The following is a 22,495-nucleotide window of genomic DNA, read 5'->3' as shown; positions in this document are numbered from 1 at the left end:
TCTCGCTGGCGCGATTTTTGATAATTTTGTAGCATGCGATACTTGATCGTCATACTGTTCCTACTCCCTTTGACCGGCTTTGGGCAATACGATTTTGAAAATCGATTCCTCAAATTGGAAGCCAATACCCTGCCGGCTATTGAGTCCATAAGTTCTATCGGCTTGTACAAGGGGGTGGCATCCTCCTATGCTTCCAGGCTTAAGTCCTTCCAGATGAGTGCACAGAATTACCGGCAACCCGTTGATATGATGACTGCCCTGGAAGGTCAAAGCAGTTTTATCAAACAGGATTACGATCTGTCTTATCTACAACAGCAATTCTATGGCTTCGAGACCGAAGGCTACCAATCTGATGGGGCCACCCGGGTGAAGAACGAGGTCTATCAGGAGATGAGAGGCCTGAACCTGGTCAACTCTTGCCCTCCTACAGGAATTTGCGCGCGCTGTGCTCCTTATCGCTTAGGGAGAGGATTCTAGCTTATTTATACAACCAGCTGCTCAGATCGGCACCCGCAGGGGCACTTTCGGCTATGCGAGCCATTATCTTGGAGACATACATGGAATTGTAGCGCAAACGAGAGATATGATTTGGTTGATCCGGATCTCCATTCCAGCAGTGTTCTGCCCGGTCCCCATAGGTCACCTCCCCATCGTAGTATGGATTGGTCGTACTCTCCAGGAAGTCCTCCATCAGATAGACCGCATTGTTCAGGTAATAGTTGTCCATATCGCCACAATAGATATGGATCTTGCCTTGTAATTCGGGGCCCAATTTTTCCCAATCCCGTTCCAGGATATGTCTTAGGTCATAGTTCTCTTTCCAATAGTCGGCAACCTCATGGTCAATCTCTCCAGTGTACTTATCCCAGAGCCGAACCGGATAACCATCTTCTCCTTGGGGCGAATAGGTCGCTTCCCAGATATCCCACTGTTGACCAGATCTGGAGCGATCTCCCAAAACTAACTCCAGATGGTTATAATCCTTGACGGAAGTATTCACATTTCCCAAATAGTCCCTATGCCCGGGGACTTCTAGTTTTTTATAGGTAGTTGGATAGTAGTAGGCATTTTCGTCCTCATAGATGTTGGTCAGACAATAGGCCCTAAAATCAATAGGGTCAGGACAAGCCGCAAAACAGCCGTTGTATTCGGTAGGATATTTCACCTGTACAGCAAGCGCTTCCCAACCTCCTGTTGAACCCCCGTAAAGAAAACGGGCCCAGCCCTGTCCTATTCCTCGGAACTGCTCTTCGATATGAGGGATCAACTCGTAAGTTATGGCGTCCCCATAAGGACCCTGTGATGCCGAATTGACGGCATAGCTATCGTCGTAGTAGGGCGTGGGATGCTGGATCTTAATGATTAAAAAGCGCGGGAAGTCCTCGGCATTCCAACGTCGGTAAAAATCATAGGCTTCCTCTTGCTGAATGATATTATACCCTTCTACCCCGAACCGAGCTGAATATTCCGGCTCCAGGTTCTCATCCGGTGGAGTTGTCCTCCAGTTCCCAAAATCGCTTGGAAAATGACCGTGAAAGATCATGAGGGGATAGTTGGCCTCAGGATGCTCATCAAAACCTTTCGGCAGGAGTACATGGGCCCCCAGGTACATATCCCGGCCGTAGAACTCAGAGAGCATTTCCGACCTCATCTTAATGTGTTTGACCCATTGAGTGTCTTCCGGTTCTTCGATCGGTGGAATAACCTGGTCGATTTTCAAGCTGACCTCTGTTCCTTCTCCAATGTTGACCTCCACCGGCAGATTGTAGATATTACCGGGAGATCTGTTCCACTGCTGCCCTTCCCCGTTGTCCATAGGCAACTTGACCGAATGGCCTGTAGAAAGATCAAAGGTCTCATAAACATGCAGCAGCGCTTGAGCCTGATAGGTTCCCTTGGGAATGTCCTGTAACTGTTCAAACGGAAACCCTAGGTCTTCGGCTGTAAAATCGACGGATGTACCGGGCTTCCAATCCTCTACATTCTTTCCAAATATGATCTGACCATTAGGCCCTGGATTGATCTGAAATCGAGGTTCGGCAGAATCGTCATTGGAGAACATGAGGAGCAAGCGGCCATCGATGGGACCTTCTGCAACTGCCTTATCCAGGGTCACCTTGAAAGAGATATCAGTACCAGGTTGTTGGCATGAAATTAAAAGGAGTACTAGTACGAAAGAGAATGCGCGAAATAACATATGGAGAAACTAAAGTTAGTTGCTCCAAGTTACGAATTTAGCACAGTTCTATACCGCCCTCGATGATCTTGATCTTCTTGTCCTTATACAGACTTCCGATAGCTTTTTTAAAGCTCTTTTTGCTCAACCCAAGGGTGTCCTTGATCTCTTTTGGCTCGGATTTGTCGTGAAGCGGTAAAAAACCTCCTGCCGCAGTTAATTCTTCCAAGATATACTGTGCATTGGGTTCAATACTCCTGTAACCGGGCGATTGCAGCACCACGTCCAGTTTCTTATCCGGGCGGATCTTCTTGATATAGGCCTGAAACCGATCCCCGCTGTGCAAGTCTTCAAAAATATCGGCTATGTATATCAGCCCCTGGTGTTGACCGTTCACGATAACGTGTGCCCCTTGTTCAGTGATATGGGTGATCAGCACCTCAACCTGATCGAATTTATCTACGGTCAGTTCATCGTTTTGAAGGAAACGCCTGGTCTTACTGGAACCAACCAGTCTCCCGGTCAGACTATCCAGATACAGACGCACCACATACCAACTGCCTTCCTTCATGGGACGGGCCTGTTCCTTGTACGGTACGAAGAGTTGCTTCTCTATCCCCCAATCCATAAAGGCTCCGAACTTATTGACCTGGCTACAGCGCAAATAACCAAAATCATTCAGTTTCACATGTGGTTCTAAGGTAGTTGCAACAGGGCGCTGTTGGTTGTCCAGGTATACAAACGCATTGAGAACATCGCCTGTTTCAAACTTCACAGGTTTGTACTTGTGCGGTAAGAGTACTTCGTCTCCTTCTTCATTTGCCAGGTACAAGCCTGGATCTGTTTCTCTCAGTATTTTCAGTTCCTGGAACTCTCCGATCTTTAACATGCGGCAAAGGTAGTCCGAATTTTCCCGTTAGCGGATAAACTCAAAGTAATTAAGCAGGATCTCATCATTGGGGCATGCGGAAGTATCTACCTCCAGAATTCTCGCCCTGCCTGTATCTTCATAGAACCCATCCAGAGCCTTCTCTAATGAACCACTATCACTGACCAATTGATAGTCCAGGCCGTGCATCTGGCAAATGGAACCGGCGTTTAGCGGGTGCTTGGTCTCAAAAAATTGTTCAAATTTATCAGTCTCCTTGGCATTGGGGAGAATCCTGAAAATACCACCACCGGAATTATTCAATAAGATCACCCTGAAACTGGCAGGAATATGGTCGTTCCAAAAGGCATTGCTATCATAAAAGAAGCTAAGGTCCCCAGTGACCAACAAGACAGGAGATTCACTCACCATCGCCATTCCAATGGCGGTGCTATTGCTGCCATCGATCCCACTGGTACCTCGATTACAATAGACGCTGGAAACATGGGATAAATCGAATAATTGAGAATATCTAATTGCCGTACTATTAGCTAGTTGAAGGGAATAACTTGTATTAATAGTTGAATATATTCTCTGATGCACAAGGAAATCAGAAAACGGTATTTCTCTCATGTATTTATCATGAAGCTGCAACCGATGATTCTTGACCTTTATCCACTGGTCTTTATAGCTACTTTGTCTAGCTAAATGCTCACTTGAGATCGCATCGAAGAACTGCTGAGGAGTAACTTTTATATGACGATCTAATGCAAAGAAGGTATCGTAAGCCTTTTTAGGGTCAACGTGGATATGCACTTTTGGCTGGTGTTTCCTTAGAAATGCCTTGATCTTTTTGGAGACCACCATTCCGCCTATGGTGATCAGCAGATCAGGGCGAAGCTCAGAAAACTCAGACTCAGATAAAGGAGCGATCAGTTGATCGATGGCAGTAATGGACGCAGAATGTGGAATATTGGATGTAGTCTCTGACAATAGAAGTACGGATGGGTCCAACAGCAACCTGTCCAAGGTTCCCTTATTCAAGGCAGCCGGCGGTAATACACCTGAAAGAACCATCTTCTTTTCCGCCTGCATCCACTGATCAACAACCCAATCCATTGGGATCTCAACTCTTTCGGGAAGACGAACCGGAACGTGTTGGGGTCTGACGGACATATCGGCCGTAACCCCGTAAAGCGGCTCAGAGAAAGGCAAGTTCAGATGGACAGGTCCGTTTAATTCCACAGCTGTATTCAAGGCCACATTGATCAGGGTCTCATTTTGCAACTGATGTTCTTCTCCCTCCTGGCATTGTGCGCTGTAAAGGATGTGATTGGCAAAGACATTTTCCTGCCGAATGGTCTGCCCATCCCCTCTATCGATCAGTTCTGGTGGACGATCCGCAGAAAGCACCACCAGCGGTATATCACTGTAAAAAGCCTCGGCTATGGCTGGATAATAATTCAATAGTGCAGAACCCGAAGTACAGACTAAGGCAACCGGTCTTTCCAATTGCTGAGCCATCCCCAGGGCCGTAAATGCAGCGCAGCGTTCATCGACTACAGCAAAACAATTGAAACCTGGATTTTGAGTAAACCCGATGGTCAGGGGAGCACTCCTGGAACCCGGGGAGATCACCACGTGATCGATCCCTTTGATCAGGCAAAGCTGAGTGATAGTTTGGGAAAGCGGTTTAGCGGAAAAATTCATCCGCTGCAAAGTTACGAAGGCAGGGCCACATTTTAAAGCATAGCGGAGAGCACCTCTAACATGGTGCGCTTCTTGTTCTCGGTCTCCTCCCACTCGGATTGTGGGTCCGATTGCTCGGTAATTCCTCCACCCACATAAATATGGGCTTTATCCTTAAAAAGTTTCATGCAACGCAGGTTAACATATAGTTTCCCCATACTCTCCTCCTGGTTATAAGGCCCGAGAAACCCGGTGTAGTACTCCCTGTCATAGCCTTCCTGCTTTTCGAGGAAATTTGAAGACAATTTCCTAGGCATACCACATACAGCAGAAGTTGGGTGTAATGTTCTTACCAAACTTCCCAAGGTGGTCTTGTTCTTTTTCAGCATTCCACTGATGTCAGTTCTCAAGTGAACTACCTGACCAGCTCGGTGAGTCCGTGTCTTGGATAATTTGACAACCGATGTCACCTTTTGCAATCTGTTGACAATGAAGTCCACCACCAATTGTTGCTCTTCTTCCTCCTTCTCGGACCAATTGGCCGGAAGATATTGTTCATAGGGTTTGGTTCCGGCCAGGGCCATGGTATGGAATTCCTGACCATCTGTCTGTACCAGTAACTCTGGGGTTGCCCCACACCAAAGACCAGATTCCGGATGATACCAGATATAACAAAACGCGTCCGGATAAAGACCAAAGAGCCGGCGAAAAAGACTATTCAAGTCAAAATCTCTCAACGCAATGGAAGAACATCGGCTAGTGACCACTTTTTTCACCGTCTTAACTTTGATCAGGGAAAGGGCATCCTTTACCAATCTCAAATAAGAACTCATTTCAGATTCAGTACAAGGCCTGTTCTCTCCACTGAGACTTGTCAGCTCCTGTGACCATTCAGTATGCTCAAGGTGCAAACTGCTACTATTGTCAAAGTTCAAAAACAACGCATTGTTGTCATATTGATAAGGCGCGAAAACAAAACCACGGCCGGAAAATGGTTCTATTTCTGATGGATTATCCTCACTAAAATAAGCCTGAATAGTCTTGGAGCCTACCTCACTGTAAATAACGAAAGGACGTGAGTGTTCCAGGGAACAATCTGTTCGAGCAATAAGCTCCTCAACATTCCTCATCAGTTAGATAATGTTATGGTGGTAAGTTTGACCAGGGAGATCAGTCGATCTTGGTCGTCCGTTATCCGTATCTGCCAAAGTTGAGTACTGCGTCCTTTATGAATTACTGTAGCTTGAGCGAAAACATAGCCGTTCTTTACACTTTTTAAGTGATTGGCAGAGATCTCTATCCCTCGAACCTGAACATCCTGACCACCTAAAAACAAATGGGAAGCCGCACTTCCAACACTTTCAGCCAATGCGACTGTAGCACCGCCATGCAGCACACCGTCGGGCTGATGAACCCTGTTTGTGACCGGCATACGGGCAACAACCATTTCGTCTTCAACATCCACAAATTCAATCTGAAGGGTCTCCATCAGTGTATTTGGGCAAAGGGAGTTGAGTTTTTTAAGTAGCTGGTCTTTGGGGTCCATTTGGGATCGATATTTTTGTAAAAATAAAAAATCAACCCGGGATGTCCACTGAAAAAAGAATCAATTACCAGGCCTCGAACACCTACTCCACTTTGAACAAGCTGAGTGCCGATACTCAAAGGATCTGGATGGTATTTCACGGGATGGGATATTTGAGCAGATATTTTATAAGACACTTCAAAAACCTAGATCCCGTCAAGAATTATATAATCGCCCCTCAGGCTCCGTCCAAATACTATCAAGGCCCAGACTTTAAACACGTAGGTGCTAGTTGGCTCACCCGGGAGGACACGGTAAACGAGACCGATAATGTTCTAAACTATGTGGAAGGGGTATGGCAGGCAGAATTAGCTCATACCAACTGCGAACTTATCGTTTTGGGTTATTCGCAGGGAGTTTCCATCGCCACCCGCTGGTTGGCCAAATATCAAAGAAGATGTGATCAGCTAATCATTCATTCTGGCGGTCTTCCTAAAGAGTTGACTGCAAAGGACTTCAGCCATTTTCAAGAAACGACAAAGGTTCACTATGTCTTCGGTAATTCGGACCCATATATTAACCAGGATAGGCTGGACCTGGAAAGGAAAAGAGCAGAGGCGCTTTTTGGATCCGTACAGGAACGCCCATTTAAGGGAGCCCATGTTGTCAATGAAGAATATCTGCTGCAGATTTAGGTTTTTCTAAGCTCGAATTAAAGACCGAATTTGCACTGAAAATCAGCAATTTGTTAGGTAAAGTGACCGCTATGAGCCCAGATGGTGAAAAAAGTATCAAACGAAAACGTTATAGGCTGTCTAAAAAGGAGAAAGTACCTCTATTTCTTTGGACGGTTTCATATATTTAACGTCCATTAAACCAACCGCGCTATTATGCTCAATCAAAGGCGAGTGATCGTTGAAAAAGTCTATCCTCAATTGGATGGCGGTCTTCACCCCATTAAATGTATTATTGGTGACCGAATCGAAGTTCAGGCTGACGTCTTCTCCGATGGCCACGATGTGATCGCTGCTAGTCTTCGTTATAAGCACCAGAAAGAGAGAAATTGGAAGGAAGTCAGAATGCAACCAATCGAGAATGATCGATGGGGAGCTACCATGGAAATGGAAAAAGAGGGGCCCTACCAATACAAGGTTGAAGCCTGGGTAGATCACGCCCTGAATTGGCAACACGGCATTGAGCGTAAGATCGATGACGGTCAGCATGTGAATTCTGAATTGTTAGAAGGAGCAACTTACCTCAAAGATCTCACAAAAAAAACCAAAGGGGACAAAAAGAAATTCTTGTCTTCCCTGGCAGAAAAATTTGAAGATCCGGCTCATTACGAAGAAGCAGTTGTGGCTGCACAAAGTGCTGAACTTCACGATATTTTCGTGCGCTATCCAAACAAGTTCCTGGTCAATGCAAGTGCCGAATTGGGTGCTTTTGCAGAACGAAAAAGGGCTGGATTCAGTACGTGGTACGAGTTTTTCCCCAGGTCTTCTTCCCCAGAACCAGGTGTTCACGGTACTTTTAAAGACTGTGAAGCCTTGCTTCCTCGTATTGCGGATATGGGGTTCGATGTGCTTTACCTCCCGCCCGTTCATCCAATTGGGGAGGTCAATCGCAAAGGAAAGAACAACACCACCGAAGCACAGGAAGGTGATGTGGGATCCACCTGGGGTATTGGCTCCCAATACGGTGGTCATAAGGACATTCACCCAGAGTTGGGAACTGTGGAGGATTTCAAGTCCTTGGTCAATAAGGCTAAGGAATTAGGAATTGAAGTGGCCATGGACTTTGCCTTGCAGGCCGCACCGGATCATCCCTGGGTCAAAGAGCATCCCGCCTGGTTCAAATGGAGACCGGATGGGACTGTACAGTACGCCGAAAATCCGCCCAAGAAATACCAGGACATCCTGCCTATTCATTTTGAAAGTGAGGACTGGAAGAACCTCTGGAAAGAAATGTTGAGCATTGCCATGTATTGGATAGAAGAGTGCGGTATTCGAGTCTTTCGCGTGGATAACCCACACACCAAACCATTCTACTTCTGGGGGTGGTTGATTGCCGAGGTCAAAAAGAAATATCCAGAAGTGATCTTCCTATCGGAAGCCTTTACCAAACCGAAGGTCATGCATCAGTTGGCCAAACAAGGCTTTACTCAATCTTATACTTATTTCACCTGGAGAAACAGCAAGCAGGAGTTGATCGACTACCTGGTGGAATTGACCCAGACCGACCAGCAGTACTTTTTCCGGCCTAACTTTTGGCCCAACACCCCGGACATCAACCCCTGGGCCTTGCAAAGCAGTCACGAACCGATTTATTTACAGAAGTATTTCCTGGCCGCAACCCTGAGTTCGAATACAGGTATTTACGGTCCTGTTTTTGAACAAATGCAGGGCGCAGCATTACCTGGCAAGGAAGAATACCTGGATTCCGAAAAATTCCAGATCCGATCCTGGGACTGGAGCGTAGAGAACAAACTGACCACCTTGATCGGAAAGATCAACCACATTAGAAAACAGCATACTTCTTTACAGCAGACCAATGATATTCAATTCCTGGCTGTAGAGAATGATCAGCTATTGGCCTACTACAAGTTTGACCAGGACCGACAGGACGAGACCATCATGATCGTCAACCTGGATCCGTATTATGCTCAAAATGGTTGGGTGCAATTACCGCTGCATGCCATGGGCATCTCCGAAGGTCATCCCGTACAAATGACTGACCAAATCACAGGTAGCAGCTATATTTGGGATAAAGAATGGAATTATGTAGAATTACACCCTGCCTTACCTTTCCACTTGTTTAAGATCACCCATTAATGGCCAAAGCAGAAACCAGTAAGAACAAGTCTATCCCCAGGTTCAATGTACCCTGGGAACAACTTATGGACGACGAGGGCTTCGTGAAGATGTTCCTCTCCGAAGTACTGGAAGAATACATACAGAAACAACGCTGGTATGGCGGCAAGTCCAGTAAGCTGAAATATATAGAACTGACCGAGTACTTTCGAATTCAGCAAAATGAAGAAGTGTATTACGGGCTGATCCTTGAAGTCAATTTCCAAGAGGCTTTCTACCAACACTATTTCTTGCCCATTGCTTTTGTGACCGATGAAGATTTTGCCAAGAAGGACAGAATCCTTAGTGTAAATGTGCAGGGTACAGATGGGGTCTTGATAGACGCCATCAATCTGGAAGCATTTCGAAGACTGGTTTTTGAGCGTATCCTCAGTTCCGAACCAAATGACACCACCCGAGTCCAATATCATAGAGGGGATGCCTTAAAGGAAACAGCCTATCAGTCCTCTCGCTTCATGGGGATGGAACAGAGCAACACCTCAGTGATCATCAATGACAAATGTGTCATCAAGTTCTTTAGACGTATCTATGCCAACAAGAACCCGGATTACGAAATGTCCCGGTTTTTGTCCAACCGCAAAGGATTTAAGAATACACCGGCCTACCAGGGTAGTTTGAATATCATAGATAGTGACAACTTTATCATCACCATTGCCTTGATGCAGGAATTGGTTCCGAACCAAGGTGATGCCTGGGAGTACATGCTGGAAAAGATGCTAAAGGTATTTAGTAATCTGTCGCTTCGAGGTATCAAAGTAGATCGGTTACCCAATCACGAATTGTTCCTTCGGTTGCCCCTAAGAAAGGTACCACACGAGATCATAGACTGGGCCGGTCTGAGTATTTTCCAGGAGATCGAACAGATGGCCAAGCGAACTGCGGAAATGCATATTGCCCTGGGTAGCGAGTTTGAAGAGACTGCCTTCGAGCCACAACATTTCAACATGGATTACGAGGTCTGGCTAAAGAACAGGGTTTTTTACCAGTTCCAGAATCGCCTCAATACCGTTGAGAACAATCTGCATAAACTGGACGGTAAGACCTTGGAATTGGCCAAGCAATTCCTGGATGGTAAGAATGAGATCAGGAAACGCTTCCAGGATTACGACTGGACCAAGTTAAAGGGGGAACGGATCAGGATACACGGGGATTATCACTTAGGACAGATCCTAGTTAAGGACGGAGATTTCATTATCCTGGACTTCGAAGGGGAACCGGAAAGTACAATCAGGGATAGACAGGTGAAGCAACCTCCGCTAAAGGATGTAGCTGGTTTGTTCCGGTCATTCCACTATGCGATCTATGCCACCATATTTAACCACGGTTCCGAACTGGACTCTACTCACGAAGACCTGGTTACAGCTGGTGAGATACTTTACAGATATCTGATCGGGGTATTCTTGCAGAAATACACCGAATTGATCCAAGCTGCCAATTTGAATATTGGATACAACCAAGAACGGGTGTTTATGCTGAAGTACAGCATGTTAGAAAAGGCAGTTTACGAATTGGGTTACGAGATGAATGCTCGTCCACTATGGGCAGTTATCCCTCTGGAGGGAATCGCCTCGATTATGAACCAGGAATAAGTTTTATGAGTAAAGTTAAGGGACACAGCCTGTTTACAGATTTTGACATCGACCTGTTTAAGAGCGGGAAACACTTCCGCCTTTATGAAAAATTAGGTGCACACCTGATGGAGGTCGATGGAGAGGAAGGAGTATATTTTGCGGTATGGGCACCCTCGGCCAAGGCGGTTTCTGTGATCGGAGATTTTAATTATTGGATAGAGGGCGAGCATCCCTTGAACGTGCGTTGGGATGGTTCTGGTATCTGGGAAGGATTTATCCCTGGAGTTCAGAAAGGAGCCTCCTACAAGTACAAGATCCATTCGCATCACAATGATATAAAGACGGAGAAGGCGGATCCTTTTGCTTTTCGTGCGGAGCACCCTCCGCATACAGCTTCCATCGTATGGGAATCCCCATACCAGTGGAAGGACGACTCCTGGATGAAAAAACGCAAGGACCTGAACCGCCTGGATAAGGCGATCTCCGTTTACGAAGTCCACCTGGGGTCCTGGATGAGAAACCTTGAAGAAGACCGGCCGCTGAGCTATTTGGAATTGGCGGAAGAGTTGGTAGCCTATGTGAAGAAGATGAACTTCACCCATGTAGAATTCATGCCTATCATGGAGTATCCATACGATCCTTCATGGGGATATCAACTAACGGGCTACTTTGCGCCTACTTCTCGTTTTGGTTACCCGGAGGAACTAAAAAAACTGATTGACCAGTTACATCGTAATGATATAGCAGTCATCCTGGATTGGGTTCCCTCCCACTTCCCGGAAGATGCACATGGACTTGGATTCTTTGACGGATCACATTTGTACGAGCATCCGGACAGGCGGAAAGGTTATCACCCGGATTGGAAGAGTTTGATCTTCAATTACGGACGCAATGAGGTTCGTGCTTTCCTGATCAGCAATGCGCTTTTTTGGTTAGATCAATACCATGTGGATGGCTTACGTGTGGATGCCGTAGCCTCTATGCTTTACCTTGATTATTCCAGGGAGGATGGAGAATGGGAACCAAACATTTATGGAGGCAGGGAAAACTTGGATGCTATTTCATTCTTTAAAGAACTGAACGAGGCTGTTTATGGAAATTTCGAAGGAGTTCAGACAATAGCAGAAGAGTCTACCTCCTTTCCTATGGTTTCGCGTCCGCTCTACCTGGGAGGACTCGGATTTGGAATGAAATGGATGATGGGCTGGATGCACGATACCCTGGAGTATTTTAAGAAAGAGCCCATTTACCGCCAACATCACCAGAATGATATCACCTTCAGCATGACCTACGCCTTTACGGAGAATTTCATGCTGCCTCTGAGTCATGATGAAGTAGTTTACGGGAAGCAATCCATTCTTGGCCGTATGCCAGGAGACGAATGGCAGCGCTTTGCAAACCTGCGATTGCTGTACAGCTATATGTTCACTCATCCAGGTTCCAAACTACTTTTTATGGGTGGCGAATTTGGTCAAAGCGAAGAATGGGATTTCCAAACCAGTCTGGATTGGCATTTGCTACAGTATGGCTATCACAGCGGCATACAGCGTTTGGTGTCCGACCTCAATGCCCTATATCAGAAAGAGGCGGCCTTGCATCAAAAACAGTTCTCTGCAGAAGGATTTGAATGGATCTCCTACGATGATTCCGAAAATTCGGTATTGGCCTTTATCCGGCACGGAGAAGACCCACAGGACGACCTGATCATCATTTGCAATATGACCCCTGTGATCCGAGAGGATTACCGCATTGGGATACCATACGCAGGTAGTTATCGCTATGTATTCAATAGTGACGACAGTAATTATGGCGGTAGCGGGGTGACCTTCAGCAACCGCCCCAAAACAGAAGATATTCCCTGGCATCGCTGGGATCAATCCATTAGTTTCACCCTGCCTCCATTGGGCATGATGGCGCTGAAAAGGATGAAAACGAGAAAGAAAAGCTAAAAAGAAAAAGAAAGTTAAGACCCCGAAGGCCGGCCTTCACTTCGATATGGCCGTCTTTACAACTCGCGTTTTATGATTATCAATACCGAACTGGAACAGAAGGGGAATCAGTTTCCCAAGTCCATTATAGACTTCAAAAAAAAGAAAGACAATTTTTATTTCTACTCCGACAACGGGGTTGCCTTAAAGGTCACTGTTCTCAGAGATAGCGTATTCAGATTCAGATATGCAACCGAAGGAAGTTTTGCAAAGGACTTCTCCTATGCCATCTCCAAGGATGCCGTTCATGGATACAATCAATTAGACTACACGGAAGAAAAAGATCACTATCAGATCAGGACTTCCAAGCTGATTCTGCAGATCGACAAGAGTAATTTCAGAAAGACCATCAAAACCCTGGACGGTCAGGTGATCATGGAAGACGAGATCGGATTCCACTGGGAATTCAGCTACGAGCACGGTTCTGATATTGTGAAGATGAGTAAGGTAGCCCAGAAAATGGAGAGCTTCTATGGCTTGGGTGACAAGCCCATGCACTTCAACCTCAAAGGTAAACGAGTGCAGAACTGGGTGACCGACGAATATGCCTATGGGAAAGATCGGGATCCCATCTACAAAGCGATCCCCTTCTATATTGGCTTACACAATGATACTGCTTACGGGCTGTTCTTTGACAATACCTTCCGAACCTTCTTCGACTTTGGCCATGAACGCCGCAATGTGACCAGTTTCTGGGCGCAAGGCGGGGAAATGAATTACTATTTCTTCTACGGGCCAGAAATGGAACAGGTAGTTACCTCCTATACGGACTTGACCGGGAAACCCGAGATGCCACCCTTGTGGGCCTTGGGTTATCACCAGTCCAAGTGGAGTTATTATCCGGAAAGCAATGTCAGAGAATTGGCAGCAAAGTTCAGAGAGCTAAAGATCCCTTGTGATGCCCTTTACCTGGATATCGATTATATGGATGGCTTCCGATGCTTCACCTGGAACAAGGATTATTTTCCCGATCCTGAGAAAATGGTCAGCGAATTGCAGGAGGACGGGTTTAAGACCGTTGCTATAATCGACCCGGGTATTAAGATCGACAAGGACTACGATATCTATAATGAAGCCCTGGAGAAAGGTTATTTCTGCCAGCGGGCAGATGGTCCCTTGATGAGGGGAAAGGTATGGCCAGGAGAATGTAATTTCCCGGATTTTACCAATCCTGAAGTGCGGACCTGGTGGAGCGGACTCTATAAAGAATTGATCGAGGACGTCGGCATAGCCGGCGTATGGAATGACATGAATGAGCCAGCCGTAATGGAAGTTCCAACTAAGACCTTCCCGCTGGATGTACGTCACGATTACGACGGCAATCCTTGTAGTCACCGCAAGGCTCACAATGTTTATGGCATGCAAATGGCCAAGGCGACCTATCAGGGCGTCAAGGAATTCGTTTATCCAAAACGACCATTTATCATTACTCGTTCTGCCTATTCCGGGACCCAAAGGTACTCTTCCTCCTGGACTGGTGACAACGTAGCGAGTTGGGAACACTTGTGGCTGGCCAATCAGCAAGTACAGCGCATGTGCGTTTCCGGCATGTCGTTCATCGGTTCTGATATAGGTGGATTTGCAGAACAACCAACCGGAGAGTTATTCATACGCTGGATACAATTAGGGGTGTTTCATCCATTCTGTCGGGTTCACTCTTCCGGAGATCACGGAGACCAGGAGCCCTGGTCTTTCGATCAGGACGTAACGGACATTACCAGAAAGTATATTGAGCTGAGGTATAAGTTATTGCCTTATCTATATACCATGTTCTACCGCTATGCCACCGACGGCATCCCTATGATCAAACCACTGGTGTATTTTGACCAAGAAGATCATCAAACCTATTACAGAACCGACGAGTTCATCTGTGGGGACCATCTGTTGGTCTGCCCTATTCAGGAGCCCAACGCCAAAGGAAGGAGAATGTATATCCCACGTGGTCGTTGGTACAACTACTGGACAGGCGAGGTCGTAAAAGGTGGTAAAGAACAATGGGTGGACGCAGATATCCAGACCATACCGCTATTTGTTCGGGAAGGAGCTATCATTCCGAAGTATCCGGTTCAGCAGTATGTAGGAGAAAAGGAGATCGATGAGGTCGAACTGGAGATCTACTACAAAGAGGGTAAACTGAATTCCGTACTTTATGAAGATGCCCATGAAGGTTACGATTATAAGAAAGGACGCTACAGTTTCCGAACCTTTAAGGTGACTGGTAAAAAGAATGAGCTCATCCTTCAACAGCACAAAGAGGGACGTTATATTACTCCATATGACAAGTTCAGACTGGATCTGAAAGGACTTCCATTCGAGATCAAGAAGATCGAGGTTGACAACCAGGAAACTCCTTTATCCGAATTAAGGGTGAATGGTAATACCTGTATTGTGGTAGACAAAAACTTTACGGAACTCCATTTTATAGGAGAATAATCTGAGGTTATTGCTTGTTGATACGATAGTCGGAGATCTTCATGACTATCCGGCCCTCCTTGGGCTCTTCCGAACGTAGCGCTTTACGGTCTATAGAGCTGTCCTTGCCCATAAAATTGAGTGGGATACGTAGTTTTTCTAAGGTAAAACTGACCACGGCCGCAGATGGCATCAGATCGTGCGGTGAGTTGTAATCCATGGTTACATAGAAGCTTCCCTCCTTTTTGGTGTTGATCTCCAATTCCTTTAGTTGGAGTCTCTCTGGGTCTATTAAGAGTGTCGCAATGGAAAAATCAGCCTTTCGATCCTCTGGTATAATATTGAGTGCTTTCAGTTTGATACCGGCTTTAGTTTCCCATCCCCTGTCCACCACCAGATATGGATATCGAAATAGTTCACTAAGTGAAAAATCTAATCCACGCTTAGGGAGTAGGACAAAATCCTCCGATTGGATCAAAATGGGCTGGTCCTTTTCATAATGTATCACAGCCTCCTTATCCGGCATATCAATAAAGTCGATCTCCTCCGACAATTGGACACGGGCGGAATAGCTCTGAATAGTATCCAGTCGCTGTTGAAGGGACATGACCAGTGAGTCTGTGGACTGCCCAACAGCAGCAGTAGTAATTGTTAAAATCGCTATGTACAAGATCCATCTCATCCTATCTCCCTCCTATTGAATATCCAAAAACCTACGCTCGCTGCTAAGAGCGTGTAAACTGTTAAAACCATTAATCGCACACCGATCAAGCTCCAATCGATATCGGTCACAAAGAACTCTTGCCAGGTATTGGTCAGTTTAGGAAAGAACCAAAGGTTTAGCCATTCGGACCCCAGGTCCACCTGTACAAGCAAGTTTGAACACACCAGAAAAACAGCAGCAACTATCCAGGTCTTAATGGTTTGTTTGAAAAGCACAGCCAGGGTCATACTGACCACAGTATAGAACACCATGGTCACAGAGCCTGCAACAAAAGCCAAGCCCAAACGTCTCAGGGCTTCAGTTTGATCGAAAAAGGTGAATCGTTCAAAATAGACCACCAGGTCTCCTCCTCCAAAGAGCAAATGGGAAAAGCCTATTGCTGTAACACCTAGGAAAAGGACGACTATAATTGTAAATAAAGAAGCAACCAGGTATTTGGACATTAGAAATTGCCATCTGGAGATTGGTTGCAATAAAACAGCTCTGAGTGTTCCATCCTCATACTCAGAACACATCATCCCGGAGACTATGATCATGAGGATCAACGGAAGATGAAACCAAAGCGAATTCAGTAACAGGTAGGTGATCAAATTGCCGTTAAGCAATTCCCCGCTGAAGTAAAAGGTGTCCTTTAGTCGATCCAATAAGGTATCCAGAATGGCCTTACCTTGATCATGGGCTACCCAAAGCACAACCAGCTCGAAAACAAAGATCGCCACTATGGCAAGGTAGGTTCTCTTCTGCTTGAGTAGTTTAAATATTTCTATGTTGATCAAACTTGTCACTGTTCCGGTTTCATCAGTTCTTCAATGGCCAGAAGAGGTATACAAGCAGTGATCACTGTTCCTTCTTCCAGTAATTTTCCCAGTAAGTCCTGCATGAGCATCTGATCGCTTCGAACATTGACGCGGTGTTTATCCACCTGCAGGTCTAATTCCTTTAGTACGTCAGAAGACAGCAGGTCAGGACCTTCAAGACGGTATGTTTTAGGATCTGCACTCAAGAGATCATATGAACTCCCTTCTACGATAATAGATCCCTTGGACATGACCGATACCTGATCACAAAACTTGATCAGTTGATCCATAAAGTGAGAGGAGATGACTATGGCTTTATCCTCTTCTTTCGCAAGATCGGTAAGCAAGTCACTTAAGGAACGTATTCCCATAGGGTCCAGACCGGAAAAAGGTTCGTCCAATATCAGGACCTCGGGATCGCCAAGCAAGGCAATTGCAATTCCCAGACGTTGCTTCATTCCCATAGAATAATTCCTGACCGGATCTTTGCGATCTGGATCCAAACCAACTCGGACCAATATTTCGGTAACCTTCTCAGAATTTATTCTATGGCCTTGCAACTTGCCGAAGAGCCGGATATTCTCTGAGGCATTCAAATAGGAATAAAAAGATGGTTTCTCGATGATAGCACCGACGGATCTTTCCGTTTCAGCTTTCCAATGTACCTTTCCTGAGTCTGGCCGTAACAAACCCAAAATCAATTTGAATAGTGTAGTCTTTCCGGCACCGTTCGGACCGATAACCGCTTTTATCTCACCAGCTTGGCAACCAAAGTTAACCTGATCCAGGACCAGTCTTTGTCCAAAGGATTTCGAGATGGCATCCGTTTGAAAGATCATGCAGAGTATTCCAATGAAAGGGAGCGATAGTCGAACTTGGAGGCGTAGTACTTTTCAATAAAAGTTCTGGACCAAAAGGCTTTCTTAAAGAAGATCAACGGATCTTGTAGCATAAAGTAGGGAATGTAATGATACCACTTGACCCCCTTTCTTTGTAATAATTGACCACCAGTTCTTCCATGCCCAGCTCTGAAGCTGCAACTTTAACCGCCCTACGCTGACAACTGGAGACTATATAGGCCTCTGCTATCCTGGACTGAAAGCCATAACGATAGAATTGGTCCTTCACCCGCTTATAATTCTGAAAACGTGACCAGCCATCCATTATCACCAGGAAAATGTGAACAAAGGAGAACAGGAAACACCACAGCCAGAAGACGATAAGTATCCATCCTCGGAAATTGGCCGCGTACCAAAGCTCATAACCGTACCAGATCGATTCCAAAATAAATAAGAGCAAAGCCCACATAAGTGGACTGGTTACCCGATAATAGGAGACCCAAAGTGGAGGTTGTGGAGGTATTTTGGCCAGTTGCATAATCAAAGATAATAACTAAATGGTTCGCTCCGGTTTAGTTAACTTTAAACGAACAAAAATTAATCCAGATGAGAACTACCATCAATCTGATAGCATGTATCATGCTGTTTTTCTTACCATTAAACGCCCAAAAGAAGGGTGACAATACAACCAAAAGCCTAAATGATCAAATGAGCGCACTCAAATGGCGGAACATCGGTCCTTTTAGGGGTGGTCGTTCTGTAACTTCCAGTGGCGTTGTTGGACAACCGATGACCTACTACATGGGAAGTACGGGAGGTGGAGTTTGGAAGACCACCGACGACGGCATCACCTGGAAAAATGTCTCCGATGCCTATTTCAAGACGGGTACAGTAGGCGCTATAGCTGTTTCTGAGTCCAACCCTAACCTGGTTGTGGTTGGTATGGGCGAGCATGCGGCCAGGGGGGTAATGACCTCCATGGGCGATGGTGTATACAAATCCACGGATGCCGGTAAGACCTGGAAGCACATCGGTTTGGATTTTACCCGCCATATTTCCGATGTGATCATACATCCAGAAAATGACGATATCATTTTTGTAGCTGCACAAGGCGCTCAATTCGGGGATTCGGAAGATCGCGGTATTTACAGAAGTACAGATGGAGGAGAAAATTGGGAGAAGGTGCTTTACATCGATCAAAAGACAGGAGCTTCTTCCCTTTCCATGGATATGACCAATCCGCTTATCCTTTATGCCGCCATGTGGGAACATAGGCGTTATCCCTGGACCATGGAATCCGGCGGGCCTAATTCAGGATTGTATAAGTCGACTGATGGTGGCAGCACCTGGGACCAGATGAAGGGAGGTTTACCTGCAGAGTTTGGAAAAGCCGGTATCTCCGTGTCTCGCGCAAATCCGGAACGGGTCTTTGCCGTGATAGAAGCCGAAGGAGAAAAAGGCGGAGTCTACAGGTCTGATAATGCCGGGAAAAAATGGACACAGGTCAATAAGAACCGCGTAAATATTGCCCGGTCCTGGTACTATATGGAGATCTTTGCCGATCCGCAGAACGAGAACATCGTTTATGTGCTGAACGCCCCGGTCATGAAATCCATTGATGGAGGGAAGAGTTTTAGTAATGTACCGGTTCCGCATGGGGATAATCATCATTTGTGGATCCACCCTCAGAACAACCAGATCATGATCAACTCCAATGATGGAGGCGCCAATATCTCCAACAATGGAGGACGATCATGGAGCTCTCAACAAAATCAACCCACCGCCCAGTTCTATAGGGTGATCACGGACAATCGAGCGCCCTACTATGTCTATGGCGGACAGCAGGACAACTCGGCTATAGCTATAGCCAGTCGCACCAACGATGGCGGAATAGATTGGAAGGACTGGTATTCCGTAGCTGGTTGTGAGAGTGCCTACCTGGCGTTTGACCCAGATAATCCCATAGTGGTCTATGGCGGTTGTTACCAGGGTATCATTGAACGTTGGATGAAAGAGTCCGGCGAAGGTAAAGGCATTAACCAATACCCGGAATTGGGATTGAGCAAGGCACCCAAAGATGCCAAATACAGACATAACTGGAATGCACCGATCATTAGCTCTCCTCATGACCGAAACACTATTTATCATGCCGGAAATCACGTGTTCAAGACTACTGACGGAGGGCAAAGCTGGACTATCATCAGTCCGGACCTAACCAGGAACGAAGCCGATAAGCACGGGCCAGGTGGAGGACCTTACACCAACGAGGCCGCCGGTGGAGAGAACTACAATACTATAATGTACCTGGTGGAATCTCCCCATGAGGCAGGAGTGCTCTATGCCGGAACTGACGATGGGCTGCTTCACTTGACCAAGGATGGGGGTACAACCTGGAATGCAATCACTCCCGGTAATTTTGGAGAAGGTATCATAAACAGTATAGAAGTTTCTCCTCACGACCCTGCCACGGCTTATGTTGCCGTTATGCGATACAAGCAGATGGACCTGAAGCCTTATATATTCAAGACCACCAATTACGGTCAGAATTGGACCAAGATCACCAATGGAATCAGTGGAGACCACACCTTCGTAAGAGCAGTAAGGGAGGACCCCAAAAGACAAGGTTTACTCTATGCTGGTACAGAAACCGGCCTATATGTTTCTATGGACTCAGGAAATAATTGGGAGAAGATGCAACTCAACCTTCCGGTTGTACCCATTAACGATCTCGTCATTCAGGACAATGATCTGGTCGTAGCCACAGCCGGTCGTTCATTTTGGATACTGGACGATCTGACCGCACTGCAGAATTTTAACTCCACCCAGAACCAACTGACCATCTTCCAACCCAAACCAAGTTATAGGATCTTTGGAGGCAGAGCTCCTGCCGGTACACCTGGACTTGGTCAAAACCCGGTCTCCGGGGTTACTTTCGATTATTTCGTCCCAGAGAAACCGGACAGCCTGGATCTGACCCTTACCATTAAGCAAGGAGACCAAGTTATTCGCACCATCAGCAGTAAGGCCCCCAAAGGTTTTAAAAGCTGGCCCGGCGGTCCGTCAAGACCTGCTGTTCTTCCTGCGAAACAAGGATATAACCGGTTTAGCTGGAATTTCCGAAGGGACGACCTGCCTACAGTAAATCAGGTCTTTGTATTTGGTGGCACCAATGGTAGTCGTGTTGGCCCCGGACCCTATACCCTGGAACTAAAATTAGGCGATCAGGTGAGCAGTACAACAGCTCAAATTCTTCCGAACCCAAGACTCTCCGCTAGTAATTCAGACTACGCTGCTCAACAGCAAATGCTAATGGAGTTGGAAGGAATGGTCAAAGCTATTCATGAATCGGTCAACGACATGCGTTCGGTACGGGATCAACTGAAAGGCTACAAGATACTGCTGGATGACAAGGAAGAAGCAGCAGAATTAATCACCACAGGAGACAGCTTGATCCAGCGGATCACAAGCTGGGAAGAGAACCTGATACAAGCAAAACAAAAGACCTTCCAGGATGTTATCAACTTCAACAATAAGCTGAATGCAGAGATACTGTTTCTAATGGGTGTTGTGGACGGTGCCATACCTGAGATCACTACAGGAGAACGTCAGCGACTTGCAGATCTGAAGAAAGATTGGGCAGTTTATGAACAAGAGAAGAACAGCATCATTCAAACCGAGATGCAACAATACAACCAACTCTACAACCAGTTGCAACTGCCTGCGCTGATTATGAAGGACGATTAATCTCCATTGCGGCGTAACTGCCGTCTGATTTTATTTATTGCCGATTCTATAGATTTCTCGGGCTCGATCACATTGAGCGGGCCCCAGAAGTCTGGATCGGAGAATCCTGAAACCTGATCGGTAATTACCACATTCGGCCGCAATCTATCCTTGGCTTTAGCGAGGGTATTATTCGGATTGGGTTCCCAATCGGTTACGGCCATTTCGCTGGCCAGTGTATAGGTAGTGTTAAAAAGTTTACCCCGTTTATCTACCTTGAATGAGAGGTTGACCCGGCCGTAACCATAATGCCATTTACCATTCTTCTCTCTGTAATCCACATGGTAATTTGCACTTAGCGGATAAGCCGTAACATCCCTTGGTTTCTTCTTTACAAACATACGGCTGGCCGCTTTTCGGTCTCCCACATTCAATTCGTATTTGGCACTGACTAGAGCCAGAGTTTCCGTATCGATGTAGAGGTTGCCAAAATAGTGGGGTTGATCCATCCGATCCTTCAAGGTAAACGAAACCACATAAACCGTTCTGTTATTCACCGTCAAAGGGGTCATAAATTCGTAGCGGTACTCCCCTATGTTTTCCGAAGTAAAGATGAATTCCGGGTATTTCATCACGTCAAGGAATACAGTAGAGAACGGACCTCCCTGCAGTTTTATGGCAACTGTATCCAGGCGGCGATAATCCGTATTCTTTCTTGCTTTTCGCAATTCCAAAATATCTCTTCTAAGTGATGAATAGGGTTGTTTATATATGTTCACCACGGCTTCGGTTAGCGATACGTTCCTTCTTCTTTTTTTGATCGTTTCCCTGTAAAAGGCAGTCATCAGCACGGGTTCGTCCAGTTGGTTATTGTACTTATCGTTAAACACACGCCTCACTAAAGCCTCCGCATTGCCAAAAGCAACCAAGCTAACTTCACTCAGGCTGGTTACCTGCTGCTTGAGTTCTATCCGAGTGTCACCATTTTGGATGGCGTCCAGGGAGATCTCTTGGGGCTGATAACCCAACAGGGAAACAATGACTATCCCGGTATTCAGATCATTGTCCACTTTCAGGGTGAATTCACCTTCGGCATTGGTCACCGTACTAATATTGGTATTCTTGACCTGCAAATTGACCGACTCCAGTACATGGCGATTGTCCTCATCTACCACTTTGCCTTTATAGGTCTGGTAACCGGTCTGTGCCTGAATAGAAAATGCGACAAACAAGATGACCACTAGCTGAAAGCCGTTTCTCATTGAGTTACATACATCCACCAGTCTGACAATCATGATTTTGAAAATTCTTAG

17 protein-coding genes are annotated in these 22,495 nt (G+C 46.1%); 7 read left to right on the top strand and 10 right to left on the bottom strand.

Annotation, left to right across the window (positions count from 1 at the left end):
• Positions 1-33 precede the first annotated feature (33 nt).
• Complete coding sequence (locus tag BST85_RS04295; RefSeq protein WP_104812131.1) at positions 34-477, top strand: hypothetical protein; 444 nt, start codon at positions 34-36, stop codon at positions 475-477.
• Between the two features lies 1 nt (position 478).
• Here BST85_RS04295 and BST85_RS04290 read toward each other — a convergent pair whose 3' ends face one another.
• The 5 genes from BST85_RS04290 to BST85_RS04270 form a co-directional block, all read right to left on the bottom strand.
• Positions 479-2,116, bottom strand: coding sequence for an alpha/beta hydrolase-fold protein (locus tag BST85_RS04290; protein WP_245917632.1), 1,638 nt, complete (start codon positions 2,114-2,116; stop codon positions 479-481).
• Between the two features lie 118 nt (positions 2,117-2,234).
• Positions 2,235-3,065, bottom strand: a complete 831-nt coding sequence (locus tag BST85_RS04285) for a CvfB family protein (RefSeq protein ID WP_104812129.1) — start codon at positions 3,063-3,065, stop codon at positions 2,235-2,237.
• Positions 3,066-3,092: 27 nt separating this feature from the next.
• On the bottom strand, positions 3,093-4,754 hold the full coding sequence (gene menD, locus BST85_RS04280) for a 2-succinyl-5-enolpyruvyl-6-hydroxy-3-cyclohexene-1-carboxylic-acid synthase (protein ID WP_104812128.1): 1,662 nt from the start codon (positions 4,752-4,754) through the stop codon (positions 3,093-3,095).
• 32 nt (positions 4,755-4,786) lie between these two features.
• Entirely contained in the window at positions 4,787-5,863 is a 1,077-nt protein-coding gene (locus tag BST85_RS04275; protein WP_104812127.1) for an isochorismate synthase, read from the bottom strand.
• Complete coding sequence (locus tag BST85_RS04270; RefSeq protein WP_104812126.1) at positions 5,863-6,279, bottom strand: PaaI family thioesterase; 417 nt, start codon at positions 6,277-6,279, stop codon at positions 5,863-5,865. The genes BST85_RS04275 and BST85_RS04270 overlap by 1 nt, the downstream gene beginning before the upstream one ends.
• Positions 6,280-6,320: 41 nt before the next feature.
• Here BST85_RS04270 and BST85_RS04265 point away from each other — a divergent pair, with 41 nt between their 5' ends.
• The 5 genes from BST85_RS04265 (at position 6,321) to BST85_RS04245 (ending at position 15,120) form a co-directional block, all read left to right on the top strand.
• Positions 6,321-6,953, top strand: a complete 633-nt coding sequence (locus BST85_RS04265; protein ID WP_104812125.1) for an alpha/beta hydrolase — start codon at positions 6,321-6,323, stop codon at positions 6,951-6,953.
• Between the two features lie 195 nt (positions 6,954-7,148).
• Positions 7,149-9,089, top strand: coding sequence for an alpha-1,4-glucan--maltose-1-phosphate maltosyltransferase (locus BST85_RS04260; protein ID WP_104812124.1), 1,941 nt, complete (start codon positions 7,149-7,151; stop codon positions 9,087-9,089).
• Positions 9,089-10,717, top strand: a complete 1,629-nt coding sequence (locus BST85_RS04255) for a maltokinase N-terminal cap-like domain-containing protein (RefSeq protein ID WP_104812123.1) — start codon at positions 9,089-9,091, stop codon at positions 10,715-10,717. Before BST85_RS04260 ends, BST85_RS04255 begins: the two co-directional genes overlap by 1 nt.
• A gap of 5 nt (positions 10,718-10,722) precedes the next feature.
• The gene (gene glgB, locus BST85_RS04250; RefSeq protein WP_104813897.1) at positions 10,723-12,648 is read left to right on the top strand and encodes a 1,4-alpha-glucan branching protein GlgB; all 1,926 of its coding nucleotides are present in this window, start codon (positions 10,723-10,725) and stop codon (positions 12,646-12,648) included.
• A gap of 72 nt (positions 12,649-12,720) precedes the next feature.
• On the top strand, positions 12,721-15,120 hold the full coding sequence (locus BST85_RS04245) for a glycoside hydrolase family 31 protein (protein ID WP_104812122.1): 2,400 nt from the start codon (positions 12,721-12,723) through the stop codon (positions 15,118-15,120).
• 7 nt (positions 15,121-15,127) lie between these two features.
• On the opposite strand, the gene BST85_RS04240 is transcribed toward BST85_RS04245, so the two are convergent.
• From BST85_RS04240 to BST85_RS04225, 4 genes are all read right to left on the bottom strand, one after another.
• Positions 15,128-15,781, bottom strand: a complete 654-nt coding sequence (locus tag BST85_RS04240; protein ID WP_104812121.1) for a hypothetical protein — start codon at positions 15,779-15,781, stop codon at positions 15,128-15,130.
• Entirely contained in the window at positions 15,778-16,608 is an 831-nt protein-coding gene (locus BST85_RS04235; protein WP_104812120.1) for an ABC transporter permease, read from the bottom strand. Before BST85_RS04235 ends, BST85_RS04240 begins: the two co-directional genes overlap by 4 nt.
• The gene (locus tag BST85_RS04230; RefSeq protein WP_104812119.1) at positions 16,605-17,459 is read right to left on the bottom strand and encodes an ABC transporter ATP-binding protein; all 855 of its coding nucleotides are present in this window, start codon (positions 17,457-17,459) and stop codon (positions 16,605-16,607) included. Before BST85_RS04230 ends, BST85_RS04235 begins: the two co-directional genes overlap by 4 nt.
• Before the next feature lie 94 nt (positions 17,460-17,553).
• On the bottom strand, positions 17,554-17,997 hold the full coding sequence (locus tag BST85_RS04225; protein ID WP_245917631.1) for a hypothetical protein: 444 nt from the start codon (positions 17,995-17,997) through the stop codon (positions 17,554-17,556).
• A 68-nt stretch (positions 17,998-18,065) separates the two neighbouring features.
• Between BST85_RS04225 and BST85_RS04220 the strand changes: the two genes are divergently transcribed.
• A complete protein-coding gene (locus tag BST85_RS04220; RefSeq protein ID WP_104812118.1) occupies positions 18,066-21,203 on the top strand; it encodes a WD40/YVTN/BNR-like repeat-containing protein in 3,138 nt (1,045 codons plus the stop codon).
• Here the strand turns inward: BST85_RS04220 and BST85_RS04215 are convergent.
• Positions 21,200-22,477: a carboxypeptidase-like regulatory domain-containing protein gene (locus BST85_RS04215; protein ID WP_245917630.1), complete on the bottom strand. Its 1,278-nt coding sequence runs from the start codon at positions 22,475-22,477 to the stop codon at positions 21,200-21,202. The genes BST85_RS04220 and BST85_RS04215 overlap by 4 nt on opposite strands.
• Positions 22,478-22,495: the final 18 nt, after the last annotated feature.

The organism is Aureitalea marina, assembly GCF_002943755.1.
Taxonomy (GTDB): Bacteria; Bacteroidota; Bacteroidia; order Flavobacteriales; family Flavobacteriaceae; genus Aureitalea; species Aureitalea marina.
This window is presented reverse-complemented; position numbering and strand designations above follow the sequence as displayed.